The sequence below is a fragment of the Streptomyces sp. NPDC006610 genome (genome assembly GCF_040611575.1).
Classification (GTDB): Bacteria; Actinomycetota; Actinomycetes; order Streptomycetales; family Streptomycetaceae; genus Streptomyces.
The window spans coordinates 93,499-106,972 of sequence record NZ_JBEXOP010000028.1 but is presented as its reverse complement, the minus strand read 5'-3'; the positions used below and the strand labels follow the sequence as shown (position 1 = coordinate 106,972).

Annotated in this window: 16 protein-coding genes; 8 read left to right on the top strand and 8 right to left on the bottom strand. The window is 74.2% G+C overall.

The window, feature by feature from the left end:
* Positions 1-118 precede the first annotated feature (118 nt).
* Together ABZY13_RS22545 and ABZY13_RS22540 are read right to left on the bottom strand one after the other, a co-directional pair.
* Positions 119-958, bottom strand: coding sequence for a SigB/SigF/SigG family RNA polymerase sigma factor (locus tag ABZY13_RS22545; RefSeq protein WP_356633471.1), 840 nt, complete (start codon positions 956-958; stop codon positions 119-121).
* A 170-nt stretch (positions 959-1,128) separates the two neighbouring features.
* Positions 1,129-1,551 (bottom strand): ATP-binding protein, encoded by a 423-nt coding sequence (locus ABZY13_RS22540; RefSeq protein WP_356633469.1) that lies wholly within the window; start codon positions 1,549-1,551, stop codon positions 1,129-1,131.
* Between the two features lie 186 nt (positions 1,552-1,737).
* Between ABZY13_RS22540 and ABZY13_RS22535 the strand changes: the two genes are divergently transcribed.
* Together ABZY13_RS22535 and ABZY13_RS22530 are read left to right on the top strand one after the other, a co-directional pair.
* Complete coding sequence (locus ABZY13_RS22535; RefSeq protein ID WP_356633467.1) at positions 1,738-1,953, top strand: hypothetical protein; 216 nt, start codon at positions 1,738-1,740, stop codon at positions 1,951-1,953.
* 268 nt (positions 1,954-2,221) lie between these two features.
* Positions 2,222-2,680 (top strand): cyclic nucleotide-binding domain-containing protein, encoded by a 459-nt coding sequence (locus tag ABZY13_RS22530; protein ID WP_356633465.1) that lies wholly within the window; start codon positions 2,222-2,224, stop codon positions 2,678-2,680.
* 12 nt (positions 2,681-2,692) lie between these two features.
* Here ABZY13_RS22530 and ABZY13_RS22525 read toward each other — a convergent pair whose 3' ends face one another.
* Entirely contained in the window at positions 2,693-3,307 is a 615-nt protein-coding gene (locus ABZY13_RS22525) for a LysE/ArgO family amino acid transporter (protein WP_356633463.1), read from the bottom strand.
* A gap of 88 nt (positions 3,308-3,395) precedes the next feature.
* Here ABZY13_RS22525 and ABZY13_RS22520 point away from each other — a divergent pair, with 88 nt between their 5' ends.
* Positions 3,396-4,298 (top strand): LysR family transcriptional regulator ArgP, encoded by a 903-nt coding sequence (locus ABZY13_RS22520; protein WP_356633461.1) that lies wholly within the window; start codon positions 3,396-3,398, stop codon positions 4,296-4,298.
* Between the two features lie 313 nt (positions 4,299-4,611).
* Here ABZY13_RS22520 and ABZY13_RS22515 read toward each other — a convergent pair whose 3' ends face one another.
* Both ABZY13_RS22515 and ABZY13_RS22510 read right to left on the bottom strand, forming a co-directional pair.
* Positions 4,612-5,061 carry a DUF6098 family protein gene (locus ABZY13_RS22515; protein WP_356633459.1) on the bottom strand — a complete coding sequence of 150 codons (450 nt, stop codon included), beginning with the start codon at positions 5,059-5,061 and terminating at the stop codon, positions 4,612-4,614.
* A 73-nt stretch (positions 5,062-5,134) separates the two neighbouring features.
* Positions 5,135-5,884: a hypothetical protein gene (locus ABZY13_RS22510; protein ID WP_356633457.1), complete on the bottom strand. Its 750-nt coding sequence runs from the start codon at positions 5,882-5,884 to the stop codon at positions 5,135-5,137.
* Between the two features lie 106 nt (positions 5,885-5,990).
* Between ABZY13_RS22510 and ABZY13_RS22505 the strand changes: the two genes are divergently transcribed.
* Positions 5,991-6,341, top strand: coding sequence for a DUF488 family protein (locus ABZY13_RS22505; protein ID WP_356633455.1), 351 nt, complete (start codon positions 5,991-5,993; stop codon positions 6,339-6,341).
* 25 nt (positions 6,342-6,366) lie between these two features.
* Here ABZY13_RS22505 and ABZY13_RS22500 read toward each other — a convergent pair whose 3' ends face one another.
* Entirely contained in the window at positions 6,367-8,040 is a 1,674-nt protein-coding gene (locus ABZY13_RS22500) for an FAD-binding dehydrogenase (protein WP_356633483.1), read from the bottom strand.
* A 17-nt stretch (positions 8,041-8,057) separates the two neighbouring features.
* On the bottom strand, positions 8,058-8,693 hold the full coding sequence (locus ABZY13_RS22495; RefSeq protein ID WP_356633453.1) for a helix-turn-helix domain-containing protein: 636 nt from the start codon (positions 8,691-8,693) through the stop codon (positions 8,058-8,060).
* A gap of 170 nt (positions 8,694-8,863) precedes the next feature.
* On the opposite strand from ABZY13_RS22495, the gene ABZY13_RS22490 reads away from it, so the two are divergent.
* From ABZY13_RS22490 to ABZY13_RS22480, 3 genes are all read left to right on the top strand, one after another.
* The gene (locus ABZY13_RS22490) at positions 8,864-9,490 is read left to right on the top strand and encodes an alpha-ketoglutarate-dependent dioxygenase AlkB (RefSeq protein WP_356633451.1); all 627 of its coding nucleotides are present in this window, start codon (positions 8,864-8,866) and stop codon (positions 9,488-9,490) included.
* Between the two features lie 87 nt (positions 9,491-9,577).
* Complete coding sequence (locus ABZY13_RS22485) at positions 9,578-10,324, top strand: MBL fold metallo-hydrolase (RefSeq protein WP_356633481.1); 747 nt, start codon at positions 9,578-9,580, stop codon at positions 10,322-10,324.
* A 9-nt stretch (positions 10,325-10,333) separates the two neighbouring features.
* Positions 10,334-11,572, top strand: a complete 1,239-nt coding sequence (locus tag ABZY13_RS22480) for a DUF4032 domain-containing protein (RefSeq protein WP_356633449.1) — start codon at positions 10,334-10,336, stop codon at positions 11,570-11,572.
* Here ABZY13_RS22480 and ABZY13_RS22475 read toward each other — a convergent pair.
* On the bottom strand, positions 11,569-12,441 hold the full coding sequence (locus ABZY13_RS22475) for a universal stress protein (RefSeq protein ID WP_356633447.1): 873 nt from the start codon (positions 12,439-12,441) through the stop codon (positions 11,569-11,571). The genes ABZY13_RS22480 and ABZY13_RS22475 overlap by 4 nt on opposite strands.
* 290 nt (positions 12,442-12,731) lie before the next feature.
* Between ABZY13_RS22475 and ABZY13_RS22470 the strand changes: the two genes are divergently transcribed.
* Positions 12,732-13,403 carry an AIM24 family protein gene (locus tag ABZY13_RS22470; protein WP_356633445.1) on the top strand — a complete coding sequence of 224 codons (672 nt, stop codon included), beginning with the start codon at positions 12,732-12,734 and terminating at the stop codon, positions 13,401-13,403.
* The last annotated feature ends 71 nt before the right edge of the window (positions 13,404-13,474 follow it).

The window sequence follows — 13,474 nt, the reverse complement described above, 5'->3', positions numbered from 1 at the left end:
GTACTCGACGCGACGGCCAGCGACGGCCAGGTTCTCGAGGGTTGCGGTCATTGCGGGTTCCTTTCGCCCGCGGATGCGGGCCCGGCCTTCTCATACGTCGTGCGTCGCGCCCTTGGCGTTACGCGCGGCGCGGGCGGCCCAGCGCCTCGTCCCGGACACGGGCGCAACTGCGGCTGATGAGACGGGAGACGTGCATCTGGGAGATGCCGAGCCGGTCCGCGATGCGGCTTTGCGTCATGTCCTCGAAGAACCGCATGTAGAGGATGGCGCGTTCGCGTTCCGGCAGGTTGCGCAGGCTCTCCTTGGCGGACTCTCGGTCGACCACGGTGTCGTACGAGGAGTCCGGCGCGCCGAGCGTGTCCGCGAGGCTGTATCCGTCGTCGTCGGTGGACAGTTCGGCGTCCAGCGACAGGGTGCTGAAGCTCTCCAGCGCCTCCACGCCGGCCGCGACCTCCTCCTCGGTCAGCCCGGTGTGCGCGGCGATGTCGGCGTTGGTGGGCTCGGGAGAGCCCGGGCTCTGGACGAGTTCGCGGCGGGCGACGCGGACCTTGTTGCGCAGTTCCTGCACCCGGCGCGGCACCCGCAGGGCCCACATGCGGTCCCGGAAGTGCCGCTTGACCTCGCCGGTGATGGTGGGCACCGCGTAGCTCTCGAAGGCGCCGCGCGAGGGGTCGTAGCGGTCGACGGCCTTGACCAGGCCGAGGGCGGCCACCTGCCGCAGGTCCTCCAGGGACTCGCCGCGGTCGCGGAACCGGCCGGCGATCCGGTGGGCCATGGGCAGCCAGGCCGCCACGAGTTCGTCGCGGACGGCGTCCCGTTCGGGTCCGTCGTCGAGGGTTTCGAGACGCGCGAAGAGGTCGGCGGTGTCGGGAGCGTCGTCGTGGCGCCGTCGGGGGTGGGGGGCGGTGTGGGGCTGGTCGGTCGTGCCAGGACGGCTGGTCGACATCTCGATGAGCATGCGGAATCGCTCCTGAACGGTCTTTTTCAGTGACTTCAGGGATGAACCGCGGGAAGGGGGGTCGCCCGGTTCGGCCGGAGGCCGCCGGAGCACACACCGCTCCCCGCTGGCGCGCCTCCGGTCCGAAGCACGAAACTGCGAATGCCCTGGGGCCGGAAGGACAAACTCCTCTACCGGCGGACGTTTTCCGCGAGTGGGACCTCGACGGTGATGCGCTTGCCGCCCGAGGGCAGCCCGGACACCCGGACCTCGCGCGCGAGCCGGCACACGATGGGCCAGCCGCGGCCACCGGGGGTGCGCCTGCCCTGTGCGTCGAGCGGCGCCCGCACCTGCGGCATCCGGTCGCTGCGGTCGCTGACGGAGAGCCGTACCTCCTGCCCGACGACGTCGACGTCGACCTCGGTGACGCCGCCGCCGTGCAGGATGGCGTTGGTGGTCAGCTCGGAGGCGACGAGCAGGGCGTCGGCGAGGGCGGCCTCGTCGCACGGCATGCCGGCGGCCCGGCAACGGTCCGCCACCGCGTGCCGCACCGCCCGGCGGACGTCGGCGGGCCGGCAGCCGTCCCGGGGTTCGGTCCAGTGCTGCGTACTCACCTGGTCAACTCCCCTGGCCTGTCGATGGTGCCCGGCCGCGCCACTGTCACTTTTCGGCTCACCCCCGACGGCCGGGGCAAACCCGCCAGGGGCCACTCATCGCCCGTATGACCGCATTCAGGGCAGATGTGAGGGGAATCGCGGACCCACACCCATCGAAGCGCGGGTCGGGGGTATGTGTAGCGCATGACGGATGTGGTGGATTCGGACGAACTGATGCGGCGCATCCAGCGCGGCAGGGCCTGCGCGGCGTCGCAGGAGCGCGCCTGGCGCACACGCGGCGAGACCCTGCGGGCGACCGATCCCGAAGCGGCGCGCGAGGCGGACACTCGGCGGCTGGCCTACGAGGCGGTGCTCACGGTGCTGGACGAGATCCTGAACCCGGGGAAACACACCCATTGACCCGGGGAAACGTGAAACGGGTCACTTGACCGGCTTTCGGGTTCGAGGAACCGCCGAGAATGGTTTATCGTTCATACATACGTGGTGACGGAGTCGAGCATCGGATCCTCCCGCACCACGGGCGACTGCCCTGGCTGGTTTCCCCCGTCCAGCCAGGGCTCTTTTCTTCCCCCTCCTCCCCGCCGAGGTGCCCCGGACGGCCGCAGCCGCTGAAATGGGGCATAGGAACAGCACCGGGACCCCGATCGCCGGCGAGGAGCCCAGCGCCATGACCAGAGCGACGAAACTGCTGACCGCCCTGCCCCCGCCCCAGCGCGCGCGGCTGATGGAGCTGGGCCGTGAGGTGTCCTTCCCGGAGGACACCCGGATCTTCGAACCGGGCGGCGCCGCCGACCGCTTCTGGGTCATCCGCTCCGGGGCGGTCTCGCTCTACCAGCAGGTGACGTCGCTGCACCGGGTGACGGTCGCCGGCCTGGGCGCGGGCGACCTGCTGGGCTGGTCCTGGCTCTTCCCGCCGCACCAGTGGGACTTCGGCGCGGAGGCCTTCAGCCCCGTGCGCGCCTACGAGTTCGAGGCGCGGCCCGTGCTGGCGGTCTGCGAGGAGGATCCGCGTCTCGGCCTGACCCTGGTGCGGCTCGTCGCCGAGATCCTCGCGCACCGGCTGGAGACGACCCGCGGCCAGTTGCTGGAGCAGTACGCCGCCGCGCACCGGCGCGGCGCCCGCTGACCGCCCGACCGGTCAGCTCCCCGCGAGAAGGGTCACGCCCAGCGTGATCATGGTCGCGGCGACGAGAGCGTCCAGCACCCGCCAGGCGGCGGGACGGGTCAGCCAGCGGCCCAGCAGCCGGGCCCCGAAACCGAGCGCGGCGAACCAGCAGAGGCTGGCGACCGCCGCCCCGATGCCGAACGTCCAGCGCAGCGGCCCCTGGTCGGCGGCGAGGGAGCCCACCAGGAACACCGTGTCCAGGTAGACGTGCGGGTTGAGCCAGGTCATGGCGAGGCAGGTGAGCACCGCCCGCCGCCGTGACCCGGCCCCCTCGCCGTCCGTGCGCAGCGCGCCCTGCGGTTTGGCGACCCGGCGGGCGGCGAGCAGTCCGTAGCCGATCAGGAAGGCCCCGCCGATCCAGCCGACCGCCCTCAGCGCGCCCGGCCAGGCCACCACCACCGCGCCGACGCCGGCCACGCCGAGTGCGATCAGGACGGCGTCGGAGAGGGCGCAGATGGCGACGACGGGCAGAACCGCCTCGCGGCGGGCGCCCTGGCGCAGGACGAAGGCGTTCTGGGCGCCGATGGCGACGATGAGCGAGAGGCCGGTGCCGAAGCCGGCGGCCGCGGCGGTCAGTGCGGTGGACATGCCCTCGACGCTACGGAACCGATCACCGGACGTACAGCTAAGGATTCTTACCTATCATTAGCTGCTCTTCATCGGCTGCGAAGGATGTGTGATGACCGAGCTTCCCCTCGACCAGGTGCGGACCCTGCTCGCCGTCGTGGACGAAGGGACGTTCGAGGCGGCGGCGGTCGCCCTGCATCTGACGCCCTCGGCGGTGAGCCAGCGGGTGAAGGCGCTGGAGCGGCGGACCGGCCGAGTGCTGGTACGGCGGACGAAGCCCGTGCAGCCCACCGAGTCCGGCGAGGTCGTGGTGCGGCTCGCCCGGCAGCTGGCGCGGCTGGAGCGGGACGCGCGCGCCGAGCTGGGCATGAGCGCCGCCGGGGAGCCGACGCGGGTGTCGGTGGCGGTGAACGCCGACTCTCTGGCCACCTGGTTCCTGCCCGCGCTCACCCGGGTCCCGGCCGAGCTGCGGCTCTGTTTCGAACTGCGCCGGGAGGACGAGGCCCATACGGCGGCACTGCTGCGGGAGGGCCTCGTCATGGCGGCGGTGACCTCGTCGCCCGAGCCCGTGGCGGGCTGCTCGGTGCGGGCCCTGGGCAGGATGCGGTACCTCGCGGCGGCGGCGCCCGGTGTGGCCGAGCGGTGTCGGGACGGCCCGCTGCGGGAGACGCTCCCGGACGCGCCGGTGGTGGTCTTCGACCGGCGGGACGACCTCCAGGACGCGTTCGTGCGGGGCCTGCTGGGCGGCACGGGCGGCGCCGGCCCCTTCCGGCACCACATCCCGGGCTCCGAGAACTTCACGGAGGCCGTGGTGGCGGGCCTCGGGTGGGGCATGGTCCCCGAGCCCCAGGCCCGCCCGCTGCTGGAGTCGGGACGTCTGGTCGAACTGGCCCCCGATCGCCCGGTGGACGTCCCGCTGTACTGGCAGCAGTGGCGGCTCGACTCCCCCGCCCTGGCGGCGCTGTCCCGAGCGGTGACGGAGACGGCGGCGGAGTCGCTGCGGGGGCGGTGAGGCAGCGCGGGCCCAGTGCCGCGCGGCGGGCGGCCGGGGCGGGGCGGCCGAACCACGCTGTCGCCCGGGACGGCGACACCCCGCGCGGCCGCCCGGAGGCCCGCCCCGCCCGTGTCCCGCCCGGCCCGCGGGCCCCGCGAGGCGCGGGCGGTCGGGGCGAGCCGGGGCGGCAGCCTCCGGGCGCGCGGTGGGCGGGCGCGTCCTCCCGGCCGCCGCGGCGAACGGGTGATGCGCCACGCCGGTCCCCCGGGCCTTCCGCACCCGCGCCGCGCGCCCGGAGCAGTCCGCCGACACCCGGTGGAAGCGAGCCCGGTCAGCGGCCGCCCCTGCGCAGGGGCCCCCACTCGTTCTCCTGGTTCTCCACCTCCGTGCGGGCCTCCTCGATCACGGAGGGGTCGATCCAGCGCAGCGGGCCGACATCCGTCACCAGCGGCTCGTTGTCGGGGCCGCGGCCGTTCTCGCGGGCCTGGAGGACCCAGGGGCGGACGCCGGGGCCCTTCTCGTGCGGGAGGTGGGCGTAGTCGTAGAGGCGGCGGGCCACCCACAGTTTCACCGACCGGTCCTGCCACCACTCCTCGACGTCGAGCGGATTGGCCGAGAGACCGGTCATGGGCACGCCGGTCAGGTCGTCGATGCTGGAGACCGACCGCAGGTCGGTGGCCGGGCCGCGCGACCAGCGCACGTACAGGCCCCGCCGCTCCTCGACGAGGCCGGCGAGTTCCTCGAGTGTGCTCACGACCGGCAGGTCGTCCGATGCGCTCATGGGGTGACCTCCCTGTTCGCCGTCCGGCGACCGGAGTACCCGAACCTCGCGGTCGGAATCGGCGGTCCGCCCCTCACCGGGCCAGCGACCCGGCGTCGCCCATGGCCACGACCGGGCGCAGGTCGGGGTCCAGGGTCAGCAGCAGCTCCCGCATGTGCTCCTTGCGCAGGCCGACGCAGGCCTGGGTGGGGCCGCCGTGGTCGACGTGGAACCACACCCCGCCGCCGCGGTCCTCCCCCAGCGGGCGGGTGCGGTCCAGGGGCGAGGTGCCGGGCTCGCGGTTGTAGTCGATGGCGACCACGTAGTCGAAGGAGCCGGCCAGCGGCTCGCCCTCGAAGCCGGAGCCGGTCGCGGTGAACGCCGCCGAACGGTCGTAGGGCAGCTTCGTGCCCGGATCGGGCAGCAGTCCGCCGGCGTCCGTGAGGGTGAAGACCCCGACGGGCGAGCGCAGGTCGCCGAGGACGTGGTGGTCGGTCCAGCCCTTGAGCGCGTTGTGCGCGGGCCAGCTGCGGCCGGCCTTCCAGCCGGTGGCGGTGCGCCGGTGGACGACGACCTCGGACTTCGAGGAGTCCCGGCCCCGGCCCGTCACCACGACGACCTGCCGGGACCGGGGCGGGACCTCCGCGAGCGTCTTGGGGCCGAGGCCCGGAACCTGGCGGGGAAGGGTGGCCGGGCGGGGCGTCGGCGCGCCGGCCGTCACCGCCTCGGCGTGGGTGGAGCCGGGCCCGTGCGCCGGGGCCGCTGGGGTCCCGCCGGCGCCGCAGGCGGTGAGCAGGAGGACGGCGGCCGCCGACAGGAGGATCCTGGGTGTGCGTGTGGTCATGGAATGACATTGACCGGCACGGGTGAGGAACGCGTCCGGTTCCGGGCCCGCTTCCACCCGCCCGGCGTACTCTGCCGGCACCGCACCCCTCGAGAAAGGCCCGAGCGTGACCGTGCGAGTGCGCCGCGTACAGGAACCGCCCGAACCCGGGGACGGCGCCCGGGTCCTCGTCGACCGGCTCTGGCCGCGCGGCGTGTCCAAGGACGCGGCGAAGGTGGACGAGTGGCCCAAGGCACTCACCCCGTCGACGGAACTGCGCCGCTGGTACCACGCGGGCGAGGGCACGTTCGAGGAGTTCCGGGCGCGGTACGAGGCCGAGCTGGCCGCGCCCTGCGCGGCGGAGGCGCTGGAGCGGACGCGTGCCCTGGCCGGCCGGGGCACGGTGACGCTGCTGACCGCCGTCAGGGACCCCGGGCGCAGTCACGCCGCGGTGCTGGCCCGCCTCCTGGAGAGCTGACGCAGCCGGCGGGCCGGGCGCCGGGTCAGCCGGTCTGCCGGGCGGCGGCCCGTCCCGCCGCCCGGCCGGAGAAGAGGCAGCCGCCGAGGAAGGTGCCCTCCAGGGCGTTGTAGCCGTGCACGCCGCCTCCGCCGAAACCGGCCACCTCGCCGGCCGCGTAGAGCCCGGCGAGCGGTTTGCCGTCGGCGCCGAGGGCCCGGGAGTCGAGGTCGGTCTGGATGCCGCCGAGGGTCTTGCGGGTGAGCACGTGCAGCTTGACGCCGACGAGCGGGCCGGCCGCCGGGTCGAGGATGCGGTGCGGGGTGGCGACGCGGCCGAGGCGGTCGCCGAGGTAGCGGCGGGCGTTGCGGATGCCCTGGACCTGGGCGTCCTTGCTGTAGGGGTTGGCGATCTGCAGGTCGCGGGCCTCGATCTGGCGGCGGAGCGCGGCGGCGTCGAGGAGCGGCTCGTCCGTCAGCTCGTTCATCCGGTCGACGAGCTGTTCGAGGTTGGGGGCGGTGACGAAGTCGGCGCCGTGGTTGAGGAAGTCGGCGACGGGGCGGGGGGCGCCCTTGCCGAGGAGCCGTTCACGCAGGAAGCCGGCCCGGTCCTTCGCCGTGATGTCGGGATTCTGCTCGGAGCCCGACAGCACGAACTCCTTCTCGATGATCCTTCGGGTGAGGACGAACCAGGAGTGGTCGTGGCCGGCCAGGCCCTCGGCGGTGCGCAGGTGTCGCAGCGTGCCCAGGGTGTCGTAGCCGGGCAGGCAGGGCTCGGGCAGCCGGCGGCCGAGGGCGTCGAACCACATCGAGGACGGGCCCGCGAGGACGCGGATGCCGTGGCCGGCCCAGATCGGGTCCCAGTTGCGCAGGCCCTCCGTGTAGTGCCACATGCGGTCGCGGTTGACCAGCCGGGCGCCCGCCCGCTCGCTGATGCCGAGCATCCGCCCGTCGACGTGGGCGGGGACGCCGGTGACCATCTCGGCGGGCGGGGTGACCAGGCGGGCGGGCCAGTGACGGCGGACCAGGTCGTGGTCGGCGCCGATGCCGCCGCTGGTGACGATCACGGCCTCGGCGGTGAGTTCGAAGTCGCCGGCGCGGTCGCGGTTGGAGGCGACGCCGCGGGGCGAGTCGTCGGGGGCCAGCAGCGTGCCGCGCACCCCGCGGACGGCGCCGCCCTCGACGATCAGCTCGTCGACCCGGTGGCGGTGGTGGAACGCGAGCAACCCGTCGCGCGCGGCCTCGCGGGCGTACCGGACGAACGGCTCGACCACGCCGGTGCCGGTGCCCCAGGCGACGTGGAAGCGGGGCACGGAGTTGCCGTGGCCGTGCGCGCGCAGGTCGCCGCGCTCGGCCCAGCCGACGGTGGGCAGGAAGGAGATGCCGTGCCCGTCGAGCCAGGACCGCTTCTCCCCGGCGGCGAACTCGACGTAGGCGCGGGCCCAGCGCACCGCCCAGGAGTCCTCGTCGTCCAGGCGGTCGAAGCCGGCGCTGCCCTGCCAGTCGCTCCAGGCCAGTTCGAAGGAGTCCTTGATGCCGAGCCGCCGCTGTTCGGGCGAGCCGACCAGGAACAGCCCGCCGAAGGACCAGAAGGCCTGGCCGCCGAGGTTGGCGGCGTTCTCCTGGTCGAGGAGCGCGACCCGGCGGCCCCGGCTGGTGAGTTCGTGCGCGGCGACCAGGCCCGCGAGGCCCGCTCCGACGACGATGACGTCCGCGTCCATGGCGAGGGTTCCCTTTCTCATACGGCTTGTCCGGCGGCGGCGCCGCCGGACGTCAGCAGCGCGGTGAGCAGCCGCCCCAGCCAGGCGCGGGCGTGCTCGACGTCCCTGTCCAGCAGCAGCTGGACGGTGACTCCGTCGTACGCGGCGACCACCGCGTGGGCGGCGGCCTCGGCGTCGCCCAGGGCGGCGGGCAGCCGGGTCCGGGCGCGGGCGAGCCGCCGCGCGATCGCGTCGCGCAGCCCGGCCCGGTGCTCCAGCAGGGTCCGTGCCACGTCCGGGTCGCGCGCGGCGTGCACCAGGAAGTCCGTCTTGACCAGCAGCCAGTCCAGGTCGAGCAGCAGCACCCCGGTGACCCGGTCGACGGCGGCGGGCACGTCGAGGTCGGGGCCGTCGTCCAGTGCGAGCGCCTGCGAGACCTGCCCGGCGATGAGGTCGGCGCGCTGCCGGTACAGGGCGAAGAACAGCTCGTCCAGGCTGGCGAAGTTGGAGTAGAAGGCGCCGCGGCTGTACCCGGCGGCCTCGCAGACCTCCTCTATGGAGACCCGGCCGAACCCCTTGGCCGCGAACACGGTGAACGCGGCGTCGAGCAGCCGCGCCCGCGTGCGCTCCCGGCGCCGGGTGACCCGTGGCGCTGCCGTGTCCCGCGCTGTCATGGGCCGCCTCCGTTCGATACGCGAACGTATCCGATGCACCGGTGTATCGAAAAGGGCTCCGGCGTCGGCATTTCCCCTGCCGAGCCTGCCGGGAACCGGCCGGAGCGGGATGGGAGTCCGGTCCCCCGCCCGGCTAGAACGTATATTCGAACAAGGAGTACCGTGGAGGCATGAGCACGCACCTCCAGGGCTCCCTGTTCGACCAGGCCGACCGGCTGGCGCTCGGCCCCCTCGACGGCGTCCGCCGCACCGGCCTGGGCGCCGGCGCGTGGATCGACGTACTGCCCGGCTGGCTGAGCGGCTCCGACGAGCTGTTCGAACTGCTCGCGTCCGACGTCCCGTGGCGGGCCGAACGCCGGAAGATGTACGACCACGTGGTCGACGTGCCCCGGCTGCTGGCGTTCTACGGCGACGGGGAGCCGCTGCCCCACCCGGTCCTGGAAGAGGCGCGCCGGGCGCTGAGCGCGCACTACGCCGACGAGCTGGGCGAGCCGTTCACGACGGCTGGGCTGTGCCACTACCGCGACGGACGGGACAGCGTGGCCTGGCACGGGGACCGCATCGGGCGGGGGAACCGCGAGGACACCATGGTCGCCATCGTCTCCGTCGGCGCGCCCCGCGATCTGCTGCTGCGCCCGGTGGGCGGCGGCACGACGGTGCGCCGGCCCCTGGGCCACGGCGACCTGATCGTGATGGGCGGCTCCTGCCAGCGCACCTGGGAACACTGCGTGCCGAAGACGGCACGCGCCTCGGGACCGCGCATCAGCATCCAGTTCCGGCCGCACGGCGTGCGGTGACGCCCGGCGGATCGACGGTGGGCGACGCCCCGCAGGACCGCGGTGACTGCGACGGACCGCGGTGACGCCCGGCGGATCTGCTTTGCTGTGCGCATGGAACTGCGACAGGTCGCGGACGGCGTCCACCTGGTGCACGGCAGCGACACCAACTGGGTCCTGCTCACCGAGGGCGACGCCATCACCCTGGTCGACACCGGCTACCCCGGGGACCGGCAGCTGCTCCTGCGGTCCCTGGCGGCGGTGGGCGGGTCGCCGGAGGCGGTGACGGCGGTGCTGGTGACGCACGCGCACAACGACCATCTGGGCTCGGCCGAGTATCTGCGCGCCGCCCACGGCACGCCGGTGCACCTGCACGAGGCCGAAGTGCCGCACGCGCGCCGGGAGTTCCTGCACCAGGTGCCGGTCGGCCGGGTGCTGCGCAACAGCTGGCGCCCGGGTGTGCTGCCCTGGTCGCTGCGCGCGCTGCGCGCCGGCGGCACCGCGCACGTCCCGGTCGCCGACCCCCGGCCCTTCCCCACCGCCGGCCCGCTCGACCTGCCGGGCCGCCCGGTGCCCGTGCACACCCCGGGCCACACCCTCGGCCACAGCGCCTTCCACCTCCCCGCGGCCGGGGTCGTGATCTCCGGCGACGCCCTGGTCACCGGTCACCCCACGTCCCGCGTCGAGGGCCCGCAGCTGCTGCCCGACATGTTCCACCACCGGCGCGAGCGCGCCCTGGCCTCGCTGGAGGCCCTCGCTGCCCTGGACGCGGACGTCCTGCTGCCCGGCCACGGCCCCGTCCACCGGGGCCCCGTACGGGAGGCGGCGCACCGGGCGTTCGAACGAGCCGTTTAAGGTTCGGCCATGGCATTGCACATCAGCGCCACCAACCCGGAGCACCCGGCGCTCCTGCTCGCCCTCCCCTGGCACCTGCCGCTGGAGGAGTGGCCGGACGACGTCCTGGTCCCGCTGCCCCGCGGCATCTCCCGGCACGTCGTGCGCTACGCGCGCGCCGGGGACGAGGTGATCGCCGTCAAGGAACTGGCCGAGCGCCCCGCGCTGCGCGAGTACGAGCTGCTGCGCGACCTGGACCGGCTGGGCATCCCGGCGGTGGACCCGCTGGCGGTCGTCACCGGGCGTTCCGGCGAGGACGGCGGGCCGCTGGAGTCGGTGCTGGTCACCCGGCACCTGGGCGGCTCGATGCCCTACCGGTCGATGTTCGAGACGACCATGCGGCCGGCGACCATGCACCGGCTGATGGACGCCCTGGCGGTACTGCTGGTGCGGCTGCACCTGGCCGGGTTCGCCTGGGGCGACTGCTCGCTGTCCAACACCCTGTTCCGGCGCGACGCGGGCGCGTACGCCGCGTACCTGGTCGACGCGGAGACCGGCGAGCTGCACCCGAGGCTCAGCAACGGCCAGCGCGACTACGACCTGGATCTGGCGCGGGTGAACATCAGCGGGGAGCTGCTCGACCTGGAGGCGTCCGGGGCGCTGCACCCCTCGGTGGACCCGGTGGAGTTCGGCACCGAGATCTGCGCCCGTTACCAGGGCCTGTGGCGGGAGCTGACCCGCACCTCGGTCTATCCGGCGGGCAAGTACCACTACATCGAGCGCCGCATCCGCCGGCTGAACGATCTCGGCTTCGACGTCGCCGAGATGCAGATCGAGCAGATGTCGAACGGCGAGACGGTCACCTTCGTGCCCAAGGTCGTCGACGCGGGCCACCACCAGCGCCAGCTGCTGCGGCTGACCGGCCTGGACACCGAGGAGAACCAGGCGCGCCGGCTGCTGAACGACCTGGAGTCCTGGATGGCCACCCAGGACGACTACGCGCCGGGCGACCCGCTCGCCGCCCGCCCGGAGGTCCTCGCCCACCGCTGGGTGCGCGAGGTGTTCCGGCCGACGGTGCGCGCGGTCCCCGCCGAGCTGCGCGAGGGCATGGACGCGGCGGAGATCTACCACCAGTTGCTGGAGCACCGCTGGTACCTGTCGGAGCGGGCCCAGCACGACATAGGCCTCGACACGGCCGTGGAGGACTACGTCACGAACATCCTGCCCCGCGCACGGCAGACCATGGAGCCCGCGACGCCCGAGGACTAACCGGCGGGCGGCACCACCGCGACCGGGCACTCGGCGTGGTGCAGCACGCCGTGCGCGACGGAACCGATGCGCGCGCCGACGGCGGTGGCGCGGGCGCGGCGGCCGACGACCATCAGCTGCGCCCGCCCGGCGACGGACAGCAGCACCTGGCCGGCGCTGCCCATCTCGACGTGCTCGGCGACGGGCACGTCCGGGAACCGCTCCCGCCAGGGCGCGAGGGCGTCGGCGAGGGCCTTGTGCTCGTACGGCTCCGGGCCCCCGGCCTCGTCGAGCGGCTTGAGCGCGCCGGGGGTGTAGCCGAAGACCGGCGGCAGGGTCCACGCCCGTACCGCGCGTACGGCCGCTCCGCGCGCGGCGGCCGTCTCGAAGGCGAACCGCAGCACGGCGGCACTGTCCTCGGGGCCGCCCTCCTGACCCACGACGATCTCCCGTCCGTCCACCTCGGTCGCCGCCCGGTCCCCGGAGCGCACCAGCACCACCGGCCGCTCGGTCCCGGCGATCACCTGCCGGCCGACGGACCCGAGCAGGAACCCGACGACCCGGCCGTGCCCCCGCGAGCCCAGCACCAGCATCTCGGCCCCGGCCGCGGCGGCGACCAGCGTCTCGGGCGCGCCACCCTCGACGACGCCGACGGACACCTCGAGGCCGGAGTGCCGCCCGGCGACGCCCCGGACGCCCTCCTCGACGGCCTCGCGCACCCGGCACTCCTGCTCCCGCCGGTCCCGCGGCAGACCTTCGCGGGCCTCGAACCGCCAGGCGTGCACCGCCCGCAGCCCGGTCCCGCGGCGGACGGCCTCCCGCCCGGCCCAGCCCAGCGCCGCGAGGCTCTCCTCCGATCCGTCCACACCCACCGCGATCGGACGCGTCATACGGCGCGCCTCCCTCCGAGTCGATCATTCCGTCGCGCCCAGTCTTCCCCATGGGCGGGAGACGTGTGACACAGGCCGCCGGCACGGCAGCGCGGACCGTCCCGAGGTGCGAGCCGGGCGAGGAGCGGGTTCCGGGACTTCGCCACCGGCGGGCCGTCCGAGTCCGGGCCCGAGCCGGCGCCCCCGGCGGGCCGCCCCGCCGACCGGCCGACGCCGGGCCCGGCCGGAGCGGTTGCGGCGGACTGGGCGAAAACGCTGCGATCCTGAGCGACTGCGGACAGGATGCCCTCATGAAGGGTGATCTTTTCTCCAGTGCGCACATGGTGCAGCCGGCCCTCGCGCCGGGCATGACGGTCGAGAACGCCAAGTGCATCCGGTACACGGTCGACGGCGAGATGCTCGCCCGGCAGGGCGCGATGATCGCGTACCGCGGCGACCTCGCCTTCGAACGCAAGGGCCAGGGCGTCGGCGGGATGCTCAAGCGGGCGGTCACCGGTGAAGGGCTGCCGCTCATGGCGGTGCGCGGCCGGGGCGAGGCGTGGTTCGCGCACGAGGCGCAGAACTGCTTCGTCATCGAGATCGAGCCGGGTGACGAGTTCACCGTCAACGGCCGCAACGTCCTGTGCTTCGACGACTCGCTCACCTACCGCATCGCCACCGTCAAGGGCGCCGGCATCTCCGGCGGCGGCCTGTTCAACAGCGTGTTCACCGGCCACGGCAGGCTGGGGCTGGTGTGCGACGGCAACCCGCTGGTCCTGCCGGTCTCGCCGCAGCAGCCCGTGTACGTCGACACGGACGCCGTGGTCGGCTGGAGCGCCGGGCTCGAGACCTCGCTGCACCGTTCGCAGTCCATAGGGTCGATGCTGCGCGGCGGCAGCGGCGAGGCGGTCCAGCTGATGCTGCGGGGCCAGGGGCATGTGGTGGTCCGTCCGAGCGAGGTGACGCCGGCCAAGACGCAGTAACGGGGGCCGCGCCTCGGTCGCGCGGCCCTTCCGGGAAGCCGTTTGACCCCGGCCGCTTCGCGCGAAAGGCT